At 54.8% G+C, this 20,037-nt stretch carries 19 protein-coding genes and 1 tRNA gene; 10 read left to right on the top strand and 10 right to left on the bottom strand.

What is annotated here, in order from left to right:
* Positions 1 to 162 precede the first annotated feature (162 nt).
* The gene (locus tag VLM75_03935) at positions 163 to 1,023 is read right to left on the bottom strand and encodes a patatin-like phospholipase family protein (protein ID HSV96067.1); all 861 of its coding nucleotides are present in this window, start codon (positions 1,021 to 1,023) and stop codon (positions 163 to 165) included.
* Positions 1,024 to 1,207: 184 nt separating this feature from the next.
* Between VLM75_03935 and VLM75_03930 the strand changes: the two genes are divergently transcribed.
* The 4 genes from VLM75_03930 to VLM75_03915 all read left to right on the top strand — a co-directional run bounded on the left by VLM75_03930 (position 1,208) and on the right by VLM75_03915 (position 6,055).
* The gene (locus VLM75_03930) at positions 1,208 to 2,014 is read left to right on the top strand and encodes an SDR family oxidoreductase (protein HSV96066.1); all 807 of its coding nucleotides are present in this window, start codon (positions 1,208 to 1,210) and stop codon (positions 2,012 to 2,014) included.
* Positions 2,015 to 2,135: 121 nt separating this feature from the next.
* The gene (locus tag VLM75_03925; GenBank protein HSV96065.1) at positions 2,136 to 3,464 is read left to right on the top strand and encodes an ATP-dependent 6-phosphofructokinase; all 1,329 of its coding nucleotides are present in this window, start codon (positions 2,136 to 2,138) and stop codon (positions 3,462 to 3,464) included.
* A gap of 23 nt (positions 3,465 to 3,487) precedes the next feature.
* Positions 3,488 to 3,931, top strand: coding sequence for a hypothetical protein (locus tag VLM75_03920; GenBank protein ID HSV96064.1), 444 nt, complete (start codon positions 3,488 to 3,490; stop codon positions 3,929 to 3,931).
* Positions 3,932 to 4,141: 210 nt separating this feature from the next.
* Positions 4,142 to 6,055, top strand: coding sequence for a glycoside hydrolase family 36 protein (locus tag VLM75_03915; protein ID HSV96063.1), 1,914 nt, complete (start codon positions 4,142 to 4,144; stop codon positions 6,053 to 6,055).
* Positions 6,056 to 6,238: 183 nt separating this feature from the next.
* Here the strand turns inward: VLM75_03915 and VLM75_03910 are convergent, their stop codons facing one another.
* Complete coding sequence (locus tag VLM75_03910; protein ID HSV96062.1) at positions 6,239 to 7,075, bottom strand: glycosyl hydrolase family 18 protein; 837 nt, start codon at positions 7,073 to 7,075, stop codon at positions 6,239 to 6,241.
* Between the two features lie 353 nt (positions 7,076 to 7,428).
* Here VLM75_03910 and VLM75_03905 point away from each other — a divergent pair, with 353 nt between their 5' ends.
* Entirely contained in the window at positions 7,429 to 9,531 is a 2,103-nt protein-coding gene (locus VLM75_03905; GenBank protein ID HSV96061.1) for an ATP-binding protein, read from the top strand.
* A gap of 146 nt (positions 9,532 to 9,677) precedes the next feature.
* Here VLM75_03905 and VLM75_03900 read toward each other — a convergent pair whose 3' ends face one another.
* The 8 genes from VLM75_03900 to VLM75_03865 form a co-directional block, all read right to left on the bottom strand.
* On the bottom strand, positions 9,678 to 10,751 hold the full coding sequence (locus VLM75_03900; protein ID HSV96060.1) for a tetratricopeptide repeat protein: 1,074 nt from the start codon (positions 10,749 to 10,751) through the stop codon (positions 9,678 to 9,680).
* Positions 10,752 to 11,849 carry a M23 family metallopeptidase gene (locus VLM75_03895; protein ID HSV96059.1) on the bottom strand — a complete coding sequence of 366 codons (1,098 nt, stop codon included), beginning with the start codon at positions 11,847 to 11,849 and terminating at the stop codon, positions 10,752 to 10,754.
* Between the two features lie 32 nt (positions 11,850 to 11,881).
* Complete coding sequence (gene hflX / locus VLM75_03890; GenBank protein HSV96058.1) at positions 11,882 to 13,009, bottom strand: GTPase HflX; 1,128 nt, start codon at positions 13,007 to 13,009, stop codon at positions 11,882 to 11,884.
* The gene (locus VLM75_03885; GenBank protein ID HSV96057.1) at positions 12,990 to 13,451 is read right to left on the bottom strand and encodes a DUF192 domain-containing protein; all 462 of its coding nucleotides are present in this window, start codon (positions 13,449 to 13,451) and stop codon (positions 12,990 to 12,992) included. The genes hflX and VLM75_03885 overlap by 20 nt, the downstream gene beginning before the upstream one ends.
* Entirely contained in the window at positions 13,438 to 14,307 is an 870-nt protein-coding gene (locus VLM75_03880; GenBank protein ID HSV96056.1) for a hypothetical protein, read from the bottom strand. The genes VLM75_03885 and VLM75_03880 overlap by 14 nt, the downstream gene beginning before the upstream one ends.
* Before the next feature lie 39 nt (positions 14,308 to 14,346).
* Positions 14,347 to 15,063: a ribonuclease PH gene (gene rph, locus VLM75_03875; GenBank protein ID HSV96055.1), complete on the bottom strand. Its 717-nt coding sequence runs from the start codon at positions 15,061 to 15,063 to the stop codon at positions 14,347 to 14,349.
* Positions 15,029 to 16,228: a PorV/PorQ family protein gene (locus VLM75_03870; GenBank protein ID HSV96054.1), complete on the bottom strand. Its 1,200-nt coding sequence runs from the start codon at positions 16,226 to 16,228 to the stop codon at positions 15,029 to 15,031. Before VLM75_03870 ends, rph begins: the two co-directional genes overlap by 35 nt.
* Before the next feature lie 127 nt (positions 16,229 to 16,355).
* Positions 16,356 to 17,534, bottom strand: coding sequence for a hypothetical protein (locus tag VLM75_03865; protein HSV96053.1), 1,179 nt, complete (start codon positions 17,532 to 17,534; stop codon positions 16,356 to 16,358).
* A 328-nt stretch (positions 17,535 to 17,862) separates the two neighbouring features.
* Between VLM75_03865 and VLM75_03860 the strand changes: the two genes are divergently transcribed.
* From VLM75_03860 to VLM75_03840, 5 genes are all read left to right on the top strand, one after another.
* Positions 17,863 to 17,935, top strand: a tRNA-Asn gene (locus tag VLM75_03860).
* 228 nt (positions 17,936 to 18,163) lie between these two features.
* On the top strand, positions 18,164 to 18,670 hold the full coding sequence (locus tag VLM75_03855; protein ID HSV96052.1) for a hypothetical protein: 507 nt from the start codon (positions 18,164 to 18,166) through the stop codon (positions 18,668 to 18,670).
* Positions 18,671 to 19,191: 521 nt separating this feature from the next.
* Positions 19,192 to 19,395 carry a helix-turn-helix domain-containing protein gene (locus tag VLM75_03850; protein ID HSV96051.1) on the top strand — a complete coding sequence of 68 codons (204 nt, stop codon included), beginning with the start codon at positions 19,192 to 19,194 and terminating at the stop codon, positions 19,393 to 19,395.
* A complete protein-coding gene (brxF, locus tag VLM75_03845; GenBank protein HSV96050.1) occupies positions 19,395 to 19,871 on the top strand; it encodes a BREX-3 system P-loop-containing protein BrxF in 477 nt (158 codons plus the stop codon). The genes VLM75_03850 and brxF overlap by 1 nt, the downstream gene beginning before the upstream one ends.
* Positions 19,872 to 19,905: 34 nt before the next feature.
* The coding region (locus VLM75_03840; protein HSV96049.1) for a DUF6079 family protein at positions 19,906 to 20,037 on the top strand (132 nt) is incomplete at its 3' end.

Genomic DNA, 20,037 nt, shown 5'->3' with positions numbered 1-20,037 from the left:
GAATTGATCGTTAAAAAAAAGCTGAAACCGGTCCCGTTTACGCAGACCACGCTCTATGTGCGCATTCTTCGCGAACGTTTCGGTGTAAGCGGCCTTTTACGCCTCGCGGCGCGGCTTGCAAGCGGCCGAAAGCCGTAACCGGCATAATCCACGGTTTTCGCTTTACCGGGCGACCGTTTGCCCATAGGTTTTCGCGAAATTCTCCCCGTCTCTTCTTCCCAGATCGAAGACCTCCTGTATTCCGCGGGGACTGGTATAATCCCACTTGGCGATCGGCGAGGGTTGTGAAGGCTGGACATATACTCTGCCTGGTATTTTTGGGATCGCCGATTCGGGGTATTGACGGGTCAGCAGTATGAGTATTGGACCGTCATTTTTCGAAAGCGCGCGCATGGGGACATTGTCGATAAGACCGCCGTCCAGGACGGTTTTTCCGTTACGCCTCATTATCGGGGTGAACGGCGGCGTGCATGAAGAAGCCAGGACCAGGTCCGCGAGTTCTTCGGGCGTGCCGCAGTCATGGACACCGGCGACTTCAGGATAAAATCCGAGTCTTAATGGAAGCCGCGGGTGGACCATGCCGTACACATGCTTGTCGATCAGATAAGCCGAAATACCGATTAAAGTGGCCGATCTCGGACCCAGCCATGCCGGTGGATGAGAAACGAGGACGCGTATATCGGGGCCTTTTTTAAGCTTATTAAACGCCGGCCCTTCCATCGTCCTTAGCATGAGATCACGATACATCGCGTAATGGGGAAGTGCCGGCTCTTTCCCGAAGACCTTCGTTATATAAAAATTCTTTTTATTTCCCGATGTCGCTTTCTTGAAATACTCGAGAGCGAACTCCGTGCGTCCCGAATAAAACATGCAGGCGATGGCCGCCCCGGCACTGGCGCCGGCGACCTCCGTCGGGGAAATTTTCAACTTCGGAGAAGCTTCGGTCATAAACCCCGCCTGCCACAGGCACCGACAGCCGCCGCCGGCGAAAACCACAGATGTAAACGGCGATTTCGTTTTCATGTTCCCCACGGCGTCAATATCCATCCTGCGAAGTCGATTTCCGTCGCCGGTACGAATGCCCGCCTGCCCAATATAACCGATCCGACTTTTCGGTCAAAACCATAATTTTTGATTGACGATCGCCTTATTATGCCCCTTATTCCGACGTGTCAATAAAAAACCAATCAGGATCGAGGAGCCGGGAATGACCTTGCTTGCGAACAAAACCGTGCTGATCACCGGCGCCGCCACCGGCATCGGCAGGCTCATGGCGATAAATTTTGCGCGCGAAAGATGCGCCCTTATCCTTGTCGATATCAACAGAAAGCTCCTCGAGGAAACCGAACGGGAACTGATAACCCTCAAGGCGAAGGTCGCCACCCACGTCTGCGATATTTCCGACAGGAAAGAGGTGGACAGAATGGTCAAGATCATACTGCGCCAATCCAATCCGGTCGACATCCTCGTCAACAACGCGGGTATCGTCACCGGCAAACCATTTCTCGAACTGAGCTTCGATGAAATCAAACGGACGATGGACATTAATTTCCTCGGAATGGCGCTGTTTACCAAACACTTTCTGCCCGGCATGGTCGAACGTAACAACGGCCATGTCGTGAACATCGCATCATCCGCCGGTCTTCTGGGAATGCCGCGCATGAGCGATTACTGCGCCAGCAAGTTCGCCGATGTGGGTTTCTCCGAATCGCTGAGGCTTGAAATGCTCAAATACGGTCATACCGGCGTAAAAATAACCTGCGTTTGCCCATACGTCATCGAAACCGGAATGTTTAAAGGATTCAAACCGTTTATCTTTAACAAACCCCTCGATCCGCAATACGTGGCCGATACCGTTGTCAGCGCCGTGAAAAAAAACAAAGCCTTGGTAATGATGCCTTTCTCGGTCCGACTGATCAAGTACGCGAAAATGCTGCCAGTGTGGCTCCATGACCGCGTCGTTCTGGCTATGGGTGCGGGGAGGGCAATGGATACTTTTATTGGAAAACGCTGAATGCGTGATATGCTATACCGAAACCGGTATGTAATTCGCAACCATGTGGTATTTCCCCGCCGTTGGCGGCGGAAAACATATTTTCCCTGAATTTACCAGAACCGCATTTAAAGTAAAGGGTATGGAAAAAATAGAACTCGACCTTACTATAGAAAGCATCGGCGAATGCAAGATCGACTCTCCGCTTCTGACCAAGTCTCCCTCGACGGATTTCGCTTTCGTCGCCGACGCGAAGAAGGTTCTCTTCGATGTGGTATTCTGCGACCGCGAGCCGCTGGTAAAGGAAAATCCCACAAGTTTCGAGAAGGCCGGGCCTCGCAGAAAGATTTTTTTCGATTCCAGCCGCACGCGCGCGGCGATCATCACCTGCGGGGGGCTCTGCCCGGGCACGAACGACGTCATCCGCTCGCTCGTAATGGAATCCCATTACCGTTACGGCGTCCATAGCATCATAGGCATTCGGTACGGCTTCCTCGGCCTCAATCCCTCAACGGACTATCAGCCTGTCGCGCTTACCCCGGAGCACGTCCGGGGCATTCACAAGATGGGCGGTACCATCCTTGGATCCTCGCGCGGCGGCACCGACGACATGGGGGCAATCGTCGACTCACTCGAGCGTCAGTATATCAACATACTTTACGTCATCGGGGGCGATGGAAGCCTTCGCGCCGCCCATAAAATCGCTGAAATCGCGAAACAGAGAAAGCTCAAACTCGCCGTAATCGGCATCCCCAAAACGATCGACAACGATGTCAGTTATATTCAACGTACCTTCGGATTTGAGACGGCCTTTTCGCGCGCGGTGGACTCCATTTACGCCGCCCATGTCGAGGCCGAGGGGGCGCCCAACGGTATAGGCCTCGTCAAACTGATGGGACGGCACTCCGGTTTCATCGCGGCCTATTCCGCGCTCGCCATGAACGATGTTAACTTCGTTCTCATACCCGAGGTGCCTTTCGAACTTCACGGAGATAACGGGTTTTTCCACCACCTCGAACAGCGGCTGGCCAAGCGCGGGCACACCGTAATCTGCGTCGCCGAAGGGGCGGGGCAGGGCCTTCTCGTAAAGGAACCCGACAAGCAGGGGCGAGACGCCTCCGGAAACATCAAACTCGCCGATATCGGACTGTTTCTTCGTGACGAGATAAATGAGCACTTTAAAAGCAAAAATAATCCGGTTGCGCTCAAATACATCGATCCAAGTTACATGATTCGAAGCGCGCCGGCGAATCCCAACGACGCGTTGTTCTGCGCGCTCCTGGGCCAGTACGCCGTTCATGCGGGAATGGCCGGCAAGACCGACATGATCGTGGGCCAGTGGAACAATATTTTCACCCATGTCCCAATAGACGTCGTCACCAGCAAGCGCAACCAGATCAATCCGCATTCCCGCCTCTGGTTCAATGTGCTTGAGGCGACAGGCCAGCCCGCCGACATGACGAACGGCTGAGAAAGGGCCCCATCTTTCCCGCGATGACAATCAAGGAAATCGAAAAAACCCTGATGCAGCTCGCCCTCCGCGAGCGCGCGCTCGGCGAGGAACGCGACAGGGCCAGGGGAAGGCTCCTCTACAATGCTGAAAAGCATCCATCGGTAAACCGGGTGATCGAGGATGTATTCGTTTCAGCGCTCGGTTTTGACAGGAATTCCGTGGACCGCTATTCACAGCAGGGAAGGAGCGCCGGCGAAGGGGGTTCGGAGCGTCTTTCAGAGGTGATCGTTTTCCTTTCGGTTTCGTCGCGCGGTGATTCTCCGCTTGAAGACTGCGCCGAAGTCAGCGTGAGGCTCCGCCTTAACGGCGGATTCGATGACCGCGACGCGCGGCTTTCCGAAAAAAGTCTTGGTGATGAGATCTCAGCCCTCCGCGCGGAGATCGCCCGTCTGCGTGCAATGAAGCGCGCTCTCCGCGACAGGTAACGGTACCGTTGACGCTTTACCCGAAAACGCCCGACATCCTCTTTTAGTTATCGGAAAGTGCCGCAACGCTTTTGGAGCTCCCCGCCATCCGCTTCGCCCCGGACACGCCCGACCATTTCGTTCACATTAAAAAATATTTGACAGACAGGCCCCCTGATTCATACACTATGCGTCGACGGGCTCTATATCACACAGAAGCGGTGCCGCGACATGGTTTTTAAAAATTTCTTCGAAGACGCTCAGGCGACCGTTTATTATAAAAAGGGCTTCGGCGTCGATAAAGAGCTTATGGTGAAGGAGGGCCTTCGGAGCAAGGGCATCAACTTCGGCATCGAGGTTATTAAAAATAGAAATGAATATCAGCCGGTCCTCCGCTGGAAGGCAAACGCCCCGAAAGAGCTTCATCGCGTCGAATTTCTTCTGGACCGGGAATTTCCAGGAAGCTGGTCGTTTTTCAAACACGGCTACCAGTCGTGGACCGCGACAAGAAGTTATCGTCCGGGCGAGGTTCCGAGGCGGCCTCGCCGACCGTGGTATATGCCGTTTCTCGATCCCGTAGGGGCGATCCAGGACAACCTGAACAACCTGCCATCCGGCAGGGCCGGCGAGTACGCCTCGGAATCACTCACCGTACTCAAGAACTATGATACCGGCGACTGCGAGCTGGCCGGGGTCTGCGGCGACTTTACCGATTTCGTATACTTTCGCGCGTTGATCGACAACGGGAGCATCCGGCGGATACGGGTCATTTACGATTATGAAAACTTCCGTCTGCCGGAAGGGGCCGGGGAGCGGCTCCTGGAACCGCTTCAAATAGATTCCGGTGATGAAGAGGCTCTCTTCGAATCCTACTTCGAGGGTATAAAGAAAAAGCATTCAGTTCGCGTTCCCGCCGTTGTTCCGGCCGGCTGGTGTTCTTGGTATTATTACTTCCACGGCCTTAAAATCGACGACATCCTCGAAAACCTCGATGTATGCAGAAAAAAGAAGCTTCGACTCGACTACTTCCAGATCGACGACGGCTGGCAGCTCAATGTCGGCGACTGGCTGGAGATGAAGCCCGGTTTCGACGGAAAAATGGCTTATCTTGCCGAGGAGATCCACCGCGCCGGCTACAAGGCGGGGCTGTGGCTGGCGCCGCTTTCCGCAACGATTGCCTCGAATGTCTTTAAAAAGAACCCGAACTGGTTTATCAGGGGCGGGCTTCCCGTTCTCACGAAGGGGAGGGCGTACGCCGGTTTCAATCCCGGGTGGAGCGGGGGCTTCTTCTTCGGTCTCGACATCACCAATCCGGAAGCGATGGAATATCTGCGTACGGTCATTCGCACCGCCTCGCGTGAATGGGGGTACGATGTGCTGAAGCTCGACTTCCTGTACTCGGGGGCGCTCTCCGGATTGTGCGCCGATAATTCGCTCAATCGCGCCGAGCGCATGAAGCGCGCCCTGACGGCGACACGCGAGGAGGCCGGCCGGGACACTTTCATTCTCGGATGCGGCATTCCGATCATGCAGGGCATAGGCATCGTTGATGGCAACAGGATCGGTGGGGACGTTTCTCCAAACTGGATCGAAAAGGATGAAAAGACCTGGGGCGGAGAATCTCACGTCGGCACCCGTAACGCCCTGCGCAACACGCTTAACAGGGCCTACATGCACCGACGGCTGTGGCTGAACGACCCCGACTGCCTGATGATACGGGATACCGACACCAGTCTCTCGGAGAGCGAGCGGAAAATGCTGAAGGACGTCATTTGCATCTCAAACGGGATGCTGATTATCTCGGACAATCTCTCCAGGGTCTCCGAAGAAAAGTTTGAGGAGATTCGGCAATGCGTCGCCTTCTCGAAGGAGCTGAACGGAGGGAAGGTGTATCCGCTTGGGGTGATGGATACGTCGCATCCCACCTATGTGCTCAATACGGCGGGGGCCCTTTTGGCTCTCAACTTCGGCGATGAACACTCGGTGGTGCCGCTCGATACGGACCAGCTTGTGCGCATATTTAGAAACAACGGGATGAAAATACCAAAAGCCTTCACGGCTGAAACAGGTGAAAAATTCTCGATACGGGAACTCTCCCAGGGACTCGCGCTGAAGGCGAGAAGCTCAATCATACTGAGGTTCTGACCGGCTCCGGTGTCAATCATTACCCCGCGCACCCCGTAGCGATGAAGCGGGGCCCTGCCGGGTCGCGTCCCAATCCCGCCATCGATTTCATCCTCCCTATAATTCTTGTGTTTTCCGCCGTTTCCGGATAAGACACCAGGTACCTCCGGCCCGACCAGAGCGGACATTTTTCCAATATCGCGCTTAATCCTCCAGGCCGAGGCGCCAGAGCGCCGTCCCCTTGAGCCCGTGTTTAAGGGCAAGGGCGTCAAGCTCTTTTCGAGTACGGGTGTCGGCGATGTAGGCCTTCCGCACGTCCCGATTAAGCGTATGCTCAAAGTACAGTGTTCCAGACTTGTGACGAACCGCGCCGAAACGCTCTGCCTGCCTGACCCCGGCACGCGCCGAGACAACCTCCACCGTGGAGCCCCTCCACGCATAGCCGTATGCCGGCACGCCAAGCCAGAGGTTTTCAGGTTTAAAAAATACCAGCGCCTGAGAGATGTTTTTCTCCGCCCAGCGAACATCGACGACCGGACCGGGCGCCGAACCCTTACGATGGAAATCGTAGCACATCAGTACAGCCTCGTCGAGCAGGGGCGCCAAAAGCGCAAAATCGTGGAACCCGGCCCACCTCGACGGAAACTCGATCTGAGGAAAGAGCGCCATCGAAACCGAGAGCGACCGGTCGTGCGACTTTACGGCTACGCGCAGTTCGCGGATAAATACCGCAAGTTGCGGGGCCCGTTCCGGGGGAAGGTACTCGAAATCCAGATGTACGCCCGATGTGGCGTATTCCCGTATGCATCCGATGATCCGTACAACGGCCCTCGCGCGCGCCGAATCCGAGGAGAGCAGGCGCACACCGTCCCTTACCGAACTTAAGGCGATCACCGGGTAATACCTCAACCCCGTTTTCGTGGCGTAATCGGCGACGGCCTTTGCCTGCCTGGGAATACGGACCAGCCTTCCATCGCCGCCGATGGCGAAGCCGGCAAGCGCTATTACCGAGTATTCCCTAAACAGCCTTTCCGAGGGCATCGCATGAATCGCCGGATCGAAAGACGCATCGGTAAGATACGCCCAATTTCGCTCCCTGATGCCTGCCGGAATCCTTTCCGAATCCGCCGGGGTATTGCCCGTCACAAGCACGGCGATCAATACGCATACGGCCGATACCGCCCGGAAACGCGGTCTTTTAGCTTTATTCGCCGAGTCCGTTGGTGAAAACATGGCCAGGAGTATAGAGTCCTTTCTGTCGCAGCGTCAAGACGTTTCGAGCCACAATACATCACTCCTCGTAATAAATACTTTAATAATTCAGCCCGTTCCGTTGAAAATCCTTAAATCACGGCTATACTGTTTAAATCGGCCATACCATAGTCAAGAGCTCCATGAACGAAAATAGACACACCGGCATCGAGGAAAATCTTCCCACGAAGTTCATCCTCAAAGATGAAAATCTTTCAACAGAACGGCTGATTTCGGGCATATACCGGCAGGCGCTGGCGGCCGACGATTTGTCGGTATTCTTCTCGGAGTGCCTGCGCACCATCGGTGAATCCCTCGGCGTGTCGCGCATTTTCCTCTACGAATATCGCGAGGACAGCCTCGTACTGAAAAGCATTCACGAATGGACGGAATACAGGCTCAACGGGAAAAAAGACCTGTTGAGTAACATCCCCAAAGCCAAAGTCCCCTGGTGGATGAAAACGATAGCGGGCAACGAGATCATCAAGTACAGCGACATCAACCTGATCCCCTCGGCATTCGAGCGAAGGGTTTTAAAGCAGATCGGCATCAAATCGCTGCTTGCCGTGCCGCTTTTTCTCAGCAAACGCTTCTACGGCTTTATAGGTATCGCCGACAATCGTCGTCACCGCGAATGGGAAGATGACGTAATCGAAGTGATAAAAGTGGCATCCCAGATCATGACCGGGGTCTTGAGCCGTAAAAGGGCCGAAGAGGCCCTTGCGGAAGAGAAGGAGCGCCTCGCCGTAACGATAAAATGCCTCGGCGACGCGGTGATAGCGACCGATACACAGGGGAAAATCACCCTGATGAACAGTAGCGCGGAAAAGCTCACCGGCTGGAAATTCGATGAAGCGCGCGGCAAATCACTGACCGACGTTTTCTATTTCATCGACGAAAAAACCCGGGAGTTGTGTCATGAGCCGATACACCGTCAGGATCCCACAGGTAAAACCGACACGCTCTCATACAACCGCATTCTCGTTTCCAGGGACGGCACGGAGAAACTCGTTTCGAGCACCATATCCCCGATACTCGATCGATCATCCGGGTACATCGGCACGGTCATGGTATTCAAGGATGTCACCGGTGAGCGCAATATTCAGAGCGAATTGCGGAAAATACAAAAACTTGAATCCCTCGGCAACCTTGCTTCCGGTCTTGCGCATGACTACAATAATATACTCACCTCCGTGGTCGGCAATGTTTCTCTCGCCAGGCTGAATGGCAACTCCCCGGAAGAAATACGCGAATATCTCGATGAAGCGGAAAAAGGCCTGATACGGGCAACCGGTCTCACCCAGAGACTGGTAAGCTTTTCGAGGGACGACGGCGTATCCGACCGAAGGGTGGCGGATGTCCGCCAGCTCATCGAGGACACCGCGGTCTTCTCTCTGCACGGCTCAAACTGCACGGTCGAGACCCGTATAGACGACGATATCTGGCAGGCCCGGGTCAACGAAATACAGATGAGCCAGGTATTTAATAATATTTTCGCTAACGCGATACAGGCGATGCCGGAAGGGGGGACGATTACGATCACCGCCCGGAACGTGTATGTCGATTCGTCACAGTCTCTTCCGCTGCGCGACGGCAAACACATCAGGATTTTCATCCGCGATAGCGGCCCGGGCGTACCTCGGGAAATTCGGGATCGCATATTCGATCCTTTCTTCACCACGCGGGCCAACTCGCATGGCCTGGGGCTTGCCGCCTGCTACTCGATCATCAAAAGCCACAACGGTTACATTACCTTTCAATCGTCTGAAAATGAGGGCACGACTTTTGCAGTTTTTATTCCCGCCTACGATGAACAGGATTCCCGGGGCATTACTGGCATTTCTTCGGATTTTGTCGAAACCCCGCCCGCGTTTTCCAAAAAAGGCAAGATCCTTCTGCTGTATGACGCGGAAACTCCGAGGCTTATTACCGGCAACATTCTCAAGGCCATGGGATACACCATTCACCAGGCACAGACTGTCGCCGAGTCGATTTCCATGATAGAGGACGCGATGTTCATCGGCAGCCCGTTCGATCTGCTCGTCATCGATATTCAGAAAGAATTTCATGTCGCTAATATGCTGGATTCGATCAATGATATCGACCCGATGATCAGGATACTGCTAATCGATGAAATGAACACCTTTTCGGATGGCGATATCAGCAAGGGGAAGAATATAATCGTAACAAAGCCACAGAAAATAACGCACCTTTCCCTGATTATCAAAAGCATCCTTGCCGATTAGGGTGTGATGTACTTATATGGGGAAGGAGCCATGGCGCCGCTCATGATTCGCATAAGACCGTCGCCGCCGCTGTGCATGAAATCTTCGAATCGGCTTATATTTTCTAATGCGACATAATATATGTTATCGGAAGCTGCATGTTGCCATTATTCCTGTTCAGAAAGCCTTTTAATAAACCTGGCACGCTCACTGGTTCCGTCGATTTTCAGCGCCTGTTCCGCGAATGATCTGGCTTTCCCCTTATTCCCGTGATTATAATACAGTTCCGCCAGTATAAGACACGCATCAACGTTTTCCGGATCGAGTTCGAGTACTTTAAGCATATGGTCACGCGCTTTTACATCGGACCGGTCCGGGTTCCGGTAATGAAACATACCGAGGTAAAAATGCGCCTCGCGCGAGTCTTTGTGCATGCCCAGCGCTTCTTCGGCGTACCGTATGCCTTCCTTTATGTACTTGTTTCTTAGATCGCCCGAAAGTCGCGTAAAATAGGCCTCCCTGTACCGTGTCTCAGCCATGCTTTTTAAAAGAATGTACCGGTCTTCCTTATCGTACATGCGCGCTATTCTTTTATATGCTTCGGAGAATTCCTTGAAAGCGAACTGCAGCGTGTCGCCCTTCAGATAAATAAGTCCCAGTGCAAGATGCGCCTCCGGGTTGCCACGATCCAGCTCAATCGCCTTCTTGTAATGTTTTATCGCCTCTCCTTCGTCGCCGATTTCCCCGTAGAAGTCGCCCCTGGAGCTGTATATATACGCGTACCGGGAATACTGGTCCTCGACTCTCTGCACCACGCGATTGCCTGCCCGGGCAAGTCTCAGGTTCCCATATCCTACGAGCATATGTCCGAATGACGCGCTTTTAAACAGCGTTTTCACTTCGATGCGTGAAACGACGAGGTTCCGGTCATTAACGACGAAAAGCTCCTCCCCCTGCCGTATCCCCTCGTTATGATACAGTCGCACGGCGGCCTTGGATTTGTCCTGAGCCGCGGCGGTTATATCGCCTTTGTCGACTTCGCCTTTCATGCCGATCGATTCAAGTTTTCCAACCAGCACCGCGTTCCACCCGCCGGTGTCCTGCTCGTGATAGAAAACCTTCAGCGTGGGCTGCTGGTCGGCGTTCCGCATTAAAACCGCTGCGCCGGCCGAGCCGTATATCAGCGTCGCCGCGATAGCCACACCAACAAAGGTTATGACTTTTTTCCCTGTCCGTATCATCTATCTCAGCAACCTCAGGGGATTGAGAGGCGTAAGGTATTTCCTTATCTCGAAGTGAAGATGACCGCCTGTCGCGAGACCGCTCATTCCTGAAAGTGCTATCTCCTGTCCACGCTTCACCTCTTCGCCTTCCTTGACGCCGTTTGACTTGTTATGCGCATATACCGTAATATAGCCTTTTTCATGTTTGATTACAACCACGCTGCCATAGCCGTCCTTCCAGCCGCTGAAAATCACCGTGCCATCTGCGGCCGCCTTAACAGGTGTTCCCGGTTCGAGACTTATATCGATCCCGCAATGGAACCTTCTCTTTTTCGTAAACGGGTCTCTCCTGTCGCCAAAACTCGATGTAATCCGGCCCCTCACCGGCCAGGAGAACGACATTTTTAATATGTCTTTTTTAAGCATCCGGTTATCGGCAATTGCGCCGCGATCCTGGCTCACGGTTCTGCGCCGTACAACCGGCGCGACACCCCCTGGCAGAAAAATCCTCATTCCCGGTTTGATAAGCGAGGTTATCTCGTTGTGCGAGGATATTTTGCCGGCGCCTATCCTGTATCGCGACGCTATCCCGGTAATCGTATCTCCCCGGCGAACTGTATAGTACACTCCGGTTCGGCACGGGACCATTATTTTTTTTCCGGGTCTTAAAGAGTCCGGGTTCCGTATTTCATTAATCCGTATGATCAGACGATGGTCGATTCCGAATTTTTTGGCGATGGTCCACAGATTGTCGCCCCTGCGAATCGTATAATCACGCGCATGCCATCGAGCGTCCTCCTTTTTTAAACCAGCGAGTATTGAATCGGCATTGCCCGCATCGTCCTTTTTCGCGATGTGTTCGGGCGAGTCGCCTTCCACGATAAAGTCTTCATCGTAGAGAATCATCCCGCCATGATCCGCCGTCTCTGACTCGGGTGGTATTTCCGTGTTCATCTCGAGGCCTTCGAGGATGATGGCGTCCTCGAGCCGGTCTATCTCTTTTCCTTTAACGGCCACTCCGTCGTCTTTGCGGGCGGAAAGTGTTCCGTACAGCGCCAGGGCGATGATGGCGGCGGCCAGAACGAGTCCGGGGATGGATGCGGCGCGATCACTCATGTTATTATTTTCGGAAAAAACGGGCCCCCGCTTTACGATTTGAGGGGTTCAATACGGTCGTATAGCTCTATCATGACGTTTTTGAGGCGGTCGATACCCTCGCCGGTAATGGCCGACCCCATTATCGCCGATGGATGCCTGTTGCCAACGGCATCGATGAGCTCGACTGATTCCGCGCGGTCGATTTTGTTGAAGAACAGCACCGTCGGAATATCGACGCATTCGAGCGCGGCCAGTTCCTTTTCCACGGTTCGTATGTTCTGCGAGTGGTTTCGCGCGGTGATATCGATTACATGTATTATAAAATGCGCGTTGCGGATCTCCTCGAGCGTCGACTTGAACGACTCTACGAGGTTTGCCGGCAGGTTGTTGATGAACCCGACCGTGTCGGTCAGGAGGGCTTTTTTATCCTTTTCGAGATATACCACGCGCGTATACGCGTCCAGGGTGGCAAAGAGCCTGTCTTCCACAAAGAGATCGTCCCGTGCGAGCAGATTGAGGAGCGTCGATTTTCCGGCGTTGGTATAGCCGACCACCGCTCCGCGTACCCGGCCCGAACGCCCCCTGCGTATGAGCGTTCGGTGTTCGGTTATCTCTTCGAGCCTGTCGTTGAGTTTGGCGATTCTGCGAAGGATGTGCCGTCTATCGGTTTCGAGCATTTTTTCGCCGGGGCCGCGCGTACCGATACCGCCGCCAAGTCTGGAAAGCACCCCCCCCAGGCCTTTGAGCCGCGGTAGGATATAGCGAAGCTGCGCAAGCTCGACCTGTATCTTCGATTCCGCGCTTCGCGCCCGGCGGGCGAAGATATCGAGTATGACCTCGGTGCGGCCGACCACCCTGCACTTGAATATCGTTTCCAGATTGCGGATCTGCGCCGGCTTTACCGCGTTCTGATCGAAAACGACCAGGCGTATGTCCTTTTCGGCGATCAGGGCGGTGATCCTTTCCATCTGCCCTTTGCCTATCAGGTGCGCGGGGTCGAACTCCCGGCGCTTCAGGATCATCTTCTCGACGATGACCGCGCCGGCGGTGTTGACGAGCATCGACAGCTCATCGAGCGAGTGCGCGACAAGGTCCTCGTCGTGGCCATGAAGGCGTATCGCCACAAGAAGCGCCCGCTCGTCCGCGGACGATGGTATCCTATTTACCGATGCATCCATCAAGCTCCACCCGGCACCCCGGCACGATCCCGTTTTCGGCAAACCAGCCCCGGTTTACCTCCAGCGCGTACAGCGCGGGATACCTCGAAGGATAAGTCACCGACGTGTCGAGCGGCCTCATGTCCTGCATGTCCCTGATGATTCCGTTTTCGCCGATATAGGCGATGCTGAGGGGAATATGCGTGTTCTTCATCCAGAAATTAAGATACTGTTCCTGGGCGAAAATGAACAGCATGCCGGAGTTTTTTTCCAGGTTTTTCCTGTGCATGAGGCCGCGCTCCTTTTCAGCTTCGCTTCGGGCGGTCTCGATAAGAAGACGCACGCGGTCTTCGTTTTTATTGATAATTACAATGACGCAGGTGCGCGTATCCGCGGCACAGGCCGGCCCCACAAGAAGTGCCGCTCCGAGCACAACCGCTATAAAAGCCTTAAAACTGGTCATTATACTCGATTTTAATTATGCGGTTGGCTCGCTCTCCCGATTGGCACAGAACGTGGAACTCCACACCGATCCGCCCCAGATAAGAAAACCGCAATCCCACGTTATGGAGCCATTCATCCGAGCGCCTGAAGTTGTAGTAAACGCGCTCTGTTTCGTATTTTAGCACGAAAAACTCGCCAAGCGGAATTTCGATGCCGAGAAAATAGGCCGTGTCTTCGGGTACGTAATCCGGTTGTGTCGGCGTCCTCATTCCACCGTGGATGTGCTGTTCGTCGTCGAGGAGATAGATGGGTTTTGTAATGACGAAGTACGGGCCGTATATCATACGATTGAGCTTGTTCCTGGTGTTTTCGCGCTTTCCCTGCTCGCCGATGTAAAACGAATCGTAGCCTATTGCGAACGATATCGGGAAGCTCTCCCAGCCGTCGGTGAACTTGATTTTGGCGATTACCCCGGGGACATTCGGTTCCGGGACATCCTTCCCGATGAAGTGCTGTATGTCGAAAGACGCACCAAGGAAAAAATTGTCGTGCAGGCCGATGAGCGCCTTGAGCTCCACCCCACCCCTGTCGTACCCGAGAAATGAAAGCTGGTACGTACCTTTTCCGATCGTATACGCTGTCGGGGAGTCGATAACCGTCGTGTTGCGCACATAATGCTGGCCGTAGGCCCATCCGGTCGTTATAAAAACAATCAGCGCCGCGAACATTACCGTAAATCTTCTATTTAAAACGGGCACCGCTCCCTCCCCTGTCTGAGAGCGCGGGAACCCGCGCTCGGGCATTTCCTGATCGATGCGACCTGCCTGCCCTGATGAACCGTAGGTCTCACCGGGGACTTCGCGGTCGGCCGTCATTCTTATTATCGGGCGGCAGGCCGGGGTAGTTTATTACAATCAACGCAGGCAGCTCCTCTGTACCTCGAAAAGCTCTCGGATTCCCTTTTCCGACAGTTCGATCATGCTATCGAGCTCCTTTCGGGAGAACGAGGTCATCTCCCCGGCACCCTGAACCTCGATAAAATTGAAACGATCGTCCATCACGATATTCATATCGACCGACGCGCGCGAGTCCTCGGAATAATCGAGGTCCAGAAGCATCCTTCCGTCAACCAGACCCGTTGAGACCGCGGCCACGGATGTCTGCAGAGGATCATGCGAAAGCCCTCCCTTTGCTAACAGAGCGTCAACCGCCATGCGCAGCACGATAAATCCCCCGGTTATCGCGGCGGTGCGGGTGCCGCCGTCCGCCTTCATCACGTCGCAGTCCACCGTAATGCTGTATCCCTCGAGTTTCGAGAGATCCGCACCACTGCGAAGCGATCGTCCTACAAGGCGCTGTATCTCGATCGCCCTGCCATCCGGCCGCAATGCGCGCCTCTCGGTCCTGGGGCTGGTCGAATATGGCAGCATGGTATATTCGGAGGTTATCCATCCCCATCCCTTCGCGGCCGCGTGATCGGGCACCGTTCGCGATACGCTTGCCGCGCACAGTACGCGCGTTTCGCCCATCGCGAACAGAAGTGCGCCCTCCCCGGCGGTCTGAATATCCCGGGTCGCCGATACTGGCCTCAGCTCATCATCCCCGCGTCCGTCTCTGGTCGAGTTCTTCATTCTTCCGCTTAAGTTCCTTCAGATATTCGAGGTCTTGTATCTTCTTTTTAACGTTCTTGTGATAGGGATTGTAATCCCTGCAGCTCCTGAACTCGTCCAGGGCGGAATCTATGTCGTTTGCTATATAGTACTTTATCGCCTTCTGGTAATGCGCCTCCGCCTTCAACTGGTCTTCGACGGTTATGACCTTGGGGATGAGCTTGAACGTTATCGAGAATGAGTATACCGGTCCGAAGATTCCCGAATCGGTGTACGATGCATCGATAGAGAAACCGACGTCCTTTACCGCGTAGTTGAATCCCATGCCGAGGCTGTATTTGCCGGAATCGTTGAAGCGATATCCCCCGCGAAGCGCGAGGATATTGAAATAGTTCAGCTCCATACCGACGTTCGCCCTCAGGCTCTCCTCGAAACCGTAGGTGAAATCATACAGGTCCGAATCATCGATGAAGTACTGCATAACGTCGAGATTGACGCCGAACCAGCGGGTCAGGTAATACGAGGCCCCCATCCTCATGAGCCGAGGGAGTTCGTCGTCTTTCGCTTTCGTGCCGATGTTCTGCAGGGACATCCCCAGCACGAAATTGCGAATGGGCGCGTCGAAGGGCGAATACATATACAGCCGTTTCAACACCCCGAAATCCATTGCTGCCGAATGCAGGGTGAGCGTGTCTATTTTCTGATGGATGTATTTGACCGATCCGCCGACCTCCATAAAGCCGAGCGACTGGCCGTATGCCAGGGTAAAACAGGCATTGTAAAAGGTGACGGTCCCCGTTTTATTTCCGTCGATATCGATTTTATCGAACGGAGGCACCCAGAAGATCGAGTTGGAGACGCCCATGAATCCGTAAAAAATCGGAAAGGCCGCGCTGATGTTTTCGAACCGCGAATCGAGGATAAGCTCCTGGTGCATGATGGAAGCCACCGGATAACGCATGGTGCCGAGGCCCGCGGGATTGTAATAGATCGAGTTGATGTCGTCGGTGGCCGCGGTAAACGCCTCCCCCATTCCAAGGGGACGGCTTCCCACGCCGATTTCAAGAAAATCCGCGCCGGAGGTGCCGGCTGAACCGGCGGCTAACGCGCCGCTGCGAAGCGCCATTGCCGAAAAGGCCCAGCAGACAAGCAATATCAGGATCGATTTCGGTGTCCGGTATTCCATTCATCCGTCGTTGTTACCGTTGCCACGGTCTGCCGATGAGTATTGCACCTTTATTGCACGGATGCGCTCATACTCATACCCGTCAGGACGGCCTGAAATGCAATTATTTCTCATCCGGTCGCCATTCCTATTGAAATACGTAACTATTCAGAAAATCGATGTAATTAAGGCCTTTTCCCGAATCGAGGAGCGAAATGGAAAAGATGTCTCCATGCGCCGCGCGCCACCGCGCGGCCGTGTCTTTTACCCATTCAGCGTCGTTCATCGAGACAAAAACGGCGACCCTGTTTTTGTCAAGCTGCTGAATAAATGAAGAACCCGAAAGTCCGGCCCGCAGCGCCGATTCGAAATACGAATACAGGTAACGCCCCGTGGCATGATGATACTCCCTGAAATTGAAAATGAAACACGTTCCGCCTTTCATTCGGGAGAATGCCATGTAAATATACTCCAGGCACCGGTAATGGCGAACCAGAATATCTCCACCTGATTTTCCGACCCGCTTCAGCTCCTCGGACGCATAAAGCAGGAACGCAAGGGCAAGCCGACGGGATATCCTTTCGTCCAGGACCGCGGACCCCTCGGAAGACTCCGACTTTTTCATCCTGATGATAAGGATCGGCGACATGCGGAAGCCGGGATCGACACTGCCGGATCCATGGAACTCGATGAGAAGCGGACGATAGATGTTCCGCATAGAATTGATGTAGAGATAGTCCTCAAGCACACCGGATTTGGCGACGAAGCGCTTTCTCAGAAATGCGTCGTCCCTGATAGATTTCGGGCTGAGGAGGATTCCCCGCCCGCCGTCGGCGATGGCGGCGTACAGCCCGTCGTAAATATCTATAAACAGACTGTAAACGTCGAGACTGTTTATGGTGTTTATGGCGGGGGTAAAACAGCGTTTCTCCAGATTGAAAGGAAGGAGTGAATATGCTGGAAATGAAAGCGCCGTCAGCCCTTCGTGAATCGCGTTTATGACCGAATCCTCATCGCGCCCCTCGATAAGCCGCACGTCCTGAAGCTGTTCCCGCACGGCCCCCGCGTTTTCCAGGTGCATTGAGCGGTAAAATAGAAGGTGCAGGCGGCGAACGAGCTCGTCGTCGGAAATGCCGTCGATATCTTCCGCCGTCCGGTCGGACGTTTCGTGGGAGGTAACCTTGTCGACGAGATGCCTGAGCTCTTCGTTGAAGGTCTTTTCGCGCAGCAGGTTGTGTTCGCCGCCGGGGAGCCCTGCCGCCGCTCCGGCGCCCGCGACGGCGGCATTATCTGAATGAACACCGTCGAATTCGCCGTATACGGGCATTTCCGCTCCCTGTCACGTAAAAGGTCTGGCTTCGCACATGCCGTACGCTACCGGAGCGTTTCGATTTCGCCGGTCGGCCGGCGGATAAAAGCCTTTGTTCCGGGTATACGGCTTCTCTATTTTTATCGGTACGGCAGACAAGCCGTGATTATTCTTATTTGTTGATCGTTTATTAATCAAGAGAATTTTCTTCCCACGGGAAATAATAAAAAAGATTGACAGTCCGCGGGCCTGTCGCTATTAGGTATTCCACCGTTCGGCGGACCCCGTCGGTTCCGGACAGCGCAACGACGGGAGCGTCCCGCGCGTCGGCACTGTAGCGCACTATTCCCCTGTAGCTCAGTCGGTAGAGCAAGTGGCTGTTAACCACTGGGTCGTAGGTTCGAGTCCTACCGGGGGAGCATTCTTTTATTTTTTATAACAGTCTCCTTGAACCGGAAATACTAAAACCATTTCCGCTACGCTTGCAAGGAGCCGCCCCTTGTCCGCTTTTTCCGATCGGAAATAGAGTTCATGGAATCCCCGGACCGCGCGGCAAACATCCCCAATTTTCTTTAACACGTCCGTCTTCACAACGCCCAGTCCCTCCAGATCCCGATTTAATCCGGCCCGCAGGGAGGGAAATCCTGATGTGCGGGCTCGCGGGAGTCATCTTCGGAAAAAAGCGGCGGCGCGCCGAGGAGCGGGATCACCTCGCCTGGCTCTTCACTCGCCTGTTGATATTGAGCGAGGAGCGTGGACCCCATGCCACCGGCGCGGCGTGGCTCGATGTCGACGGCGGACATCGGCTTTTCAAGCGCCCTGTGACGGCCGAGCGGGTTGCGATGGACAAGGCCTTCGCCGAACTCCTGGCCGGCATAAACAACCGCGCCACTCTTCTGCTCGGCCATACCCGGTGGCGCACTCGAGGGGACGAGCGGGTCAACAGCAACAACCACCCGATCCGCGCCGGGGAGATGATCGGCACCCACAACGGCACCATTTACAACGCCGACTACCTGTTCCGGCGCTGGAAGATGCGGCGCTTCGCCGATGTGGACAGCGAGATTCTGTTCCGTCTGGCCGCGAACGCCGCGCCGGTGCCATGGATATCGAGCGGTTTAAGGCGCGCCTCCGGCGCTGCCGCGGGCAGATAACCGCCATCATCGCCTGCCGGACCGACCCGGGCACCGTCTTTGTGCTTAAGGTGAACCGGCCGTTGGAAAGGCGGTGGCATCCCCGCCGCAAGGCGGTCCTCTACGCGTCGGACCCGGCGTACCTCGACGCCGTGCTGGCGGAGGAAAAGGGCTGGAGGGAGCTTCCGGTTCCGCCCCGGCGGTCCCTGCCTCTACCGCCGTGTCCTGGTCCCTGTCCAGGTCAACGGAGCCGATCTTTCGGCTTGGCTCTACGTGAGTGAAGACCCGATCTCGGGCAGGCTTACCCCTCTGGGTGGGTCCCGCTGGTCCTGGAAGCCTTGACTCGGTTACACTCGGTCAAATACAGAAAATAACCGGACAAACCGCTTGACAATGGACATCAGTCTGATATATTGTAACCCTGTTTATCATGGTTTATTGGGACGTAAACGCCGAAGGCTGGAACGTGGAACACCGATCAACCAAACGAAAAAGGCTGTTGCGAGGCAACCGATGAAGCCAACAGTGAGTGGAGTCGCATGATGGAAGACCGATGGCTCTCCGTAGATGAGATTGCGGACCATCTCGGCATCAAGCGGGATACGGTCTACAAGTGGATCAGTGAACGGCAGATGCCGGGCCACAAGATCGGTCGGCTTTGGAAGTTCAACAAGAAAGAAGTGGACGAGTGGGTGAAGTCTGGCGGAGCCGGCGATAACGAGCCTGGATCAAAAGGAGATCGCTAATGGCGGAACCACTCGCCGATAGAGTCATAAAGCGAATTGGCCAAGCTGCGGAGTTGTACCACCGTCTTGTCATGCTGGTGGCCCCGGCTGGTGCGGGCAAGACCGCCGCGCTCCAGGATGTTCATGAGCGTACGGCGGCTCCGCTGGTCAACGTCAACCTCGAGCTTTCTCGGCGCATGCTCGACCTCACCGAGCGCCAGCGGGCACTGCAGTTACCCCGCCTTCTCTCTGAGATCGTAGGATCAGCAGCAACTGACGTGGTCTTGCTGGACAACATCGAGGTCCTCTTTGACATCTCGCTCAAGCAGGACCCGCTGCGGCTTCTGCAGGGGCTCTCGCGGAACAAGACAGTGGTCGCGGCTTGGAGCGGCACCATCGACGGCGAGCACATGGTCTATGCGACGCCGGATCACCCCGAGTACAGGCGGTATCCGGTGCAAGATTTCCTGGTAGTGAGCCCGGAGGCCGCTGTATGAAGACAAGGAACGAAAGAGCAGGAGGGCAGTCGCGATGAGATACGGAGACCTGATCCAATTCGAGCCTATCGAGTCGGTGGTCCAGCTACGAGACGCCGACGAGGTGGCTTTCGCCCGGCAGCTTGTCCAGACCTATGTCATCTCCTCTGAGATGGCCGAGAAGCTG

This window comes from Spirochaetota bacterium, from assembly GCA_035477215.1.
Lineage (GTDB): Bacteria > Spirochaetota > UBA4802 > UBA4802 > UBA5368 > MVZN01.
Note: the sequence above shows the minus strand (reverse complement) of the source record. Positions and strands in the feature narration are given on the sequence as shown.

What these genes read in the sequence shown, in the direction of transcription:
- VLM75_03935 (HSV96067.1), bottom strand. Translation starts at nt 1,023, where the DNA reads ATGAAAACGAAATCGCCGTTTACATCTGTGGTTTTCGCCGGCGGCGGC.
- VLM75_03930 (HSV96066.1), top strand. Translation starts at nt 1,208, where the DNA reads ATGACCTTGCTTGCGAACAAAACCGTGCTGATCACCGGCGCCGCCACC.
- VLM75_03925 (HSV96065.1), top strand. Translation starts at nt 2,136, where the DNA reads ATGGAAAAAATAGAACTCGACCTTACTATAGAAAGCATCGGCGAATGC.
- VLM75_03920 (HSV96064.1), top strand. Translation starts at nt 3,488, where the DNA reads ATGACAATCAAGGAAATCGAAAAAACCCTGATGCAGCTCGCCCTCCGC.
- VLM75_03915 (HSV96063.1), top strand. Translation starts at nt 4,142, where the DNA reads ATGGTTTTTAAAAATTTCTTCGAAGACGCTCAGGCGACCGTTTATTAT.
- VLM75_03910 (HSV96062.1), bottom strand. Translation starts at nt 7,075, where the DNA reads ATGCCCTCGGAAAGGCTGTTTAGGGAATACTCGGTAATAGCGCTTGCC.
- VLM75_03905 (HSV96061.1), top strand. Translation starts at nt 7,429, where the DNA reads ATGAACGAAAATAGACACACCGGCATCGAGGAAAATCTTCCCACGAAG.
- VLM75_03900 (HSV96060.1), bottom strand. Translation starts at nt 10,751, where the DNA reads ATGATACGGACAGGGAAAAAAGTCATAACCTTTGTTGGTGTGGCTATC.
- VLM75_03895 (HSV96059.1), bottom strand. Translation starts at nt 11,849, where the DNA reads ATGAGTGATCGCGCCGCATCCATCCCCGGACTCGTTCTGGCCGCCGCC.
- hflX (HSV96058.1), bottom strand. Translation starts at nt 13,009, where the DNA reads ATGGATGCATCGGTAAATAGGATACCATCGTCCGCGGACGAGCGGGCG.
- VLM75_03885 (HSV96057.1), bottom strand. Translation starts at nt 13,451, where the DNA reads ATGACCAGTTTTAAGGCTTTTATAGCGGTTGTGCTCGGAGCGGCACTT.
- VLM75_03880 (HSV96056.1), bottom strand. Translation starts at nt 14,307, where the DNA reads ATGACGGCCGACCGCGAAGTCCCCGGTGAGACCTACGGTTCATCAGGG.
- rph (HSV96055.1), bottom strand. Translation starts at nt 15,063, where the DNA reads ATGAAGAACTCGACCAGAGACGGACGCGGGGATGATGAGCTGAGGCCA.
- VLM75_03870 (HSV96054.1), bottom strand. Translation starts at nt 16,228, where the DNA reads ATGGAATACCGGACACCGAAATCGATCCTGATATTGCTTGTCTGCTGG.
- VLM75_03865 (HSV96053.1), bottom strand. Translation starts at nt 17,534, where the DNA reads ATGCCCGTATACGGCGAATTCGACGGTGTTCATTCAGATAATGCCGCC.
- VLM75_03855 (HSV96052.1), top strand. Translation starts at nt 18,164, where the DNA reads ATGTGCGGGCTCGCGGGAGTCATCTTCGGAAAAAAGCGGCGGCGCGCC.
- VLM75_03850 (HSV96051.1), top strand. Translation starts at nt 19,192, where the DNA reads ATGGAAGACCGATGGCTCTCCGTAGATGAGATTGCGGACCATCTCGGC.
- brxF (HSV96050.1), top strand. Translation starts at nt 19,395, where the DNA reads ATGGCGGAACCACTCGCCGATAGAGTCATAAAGCGAATTGGCCAAGCT.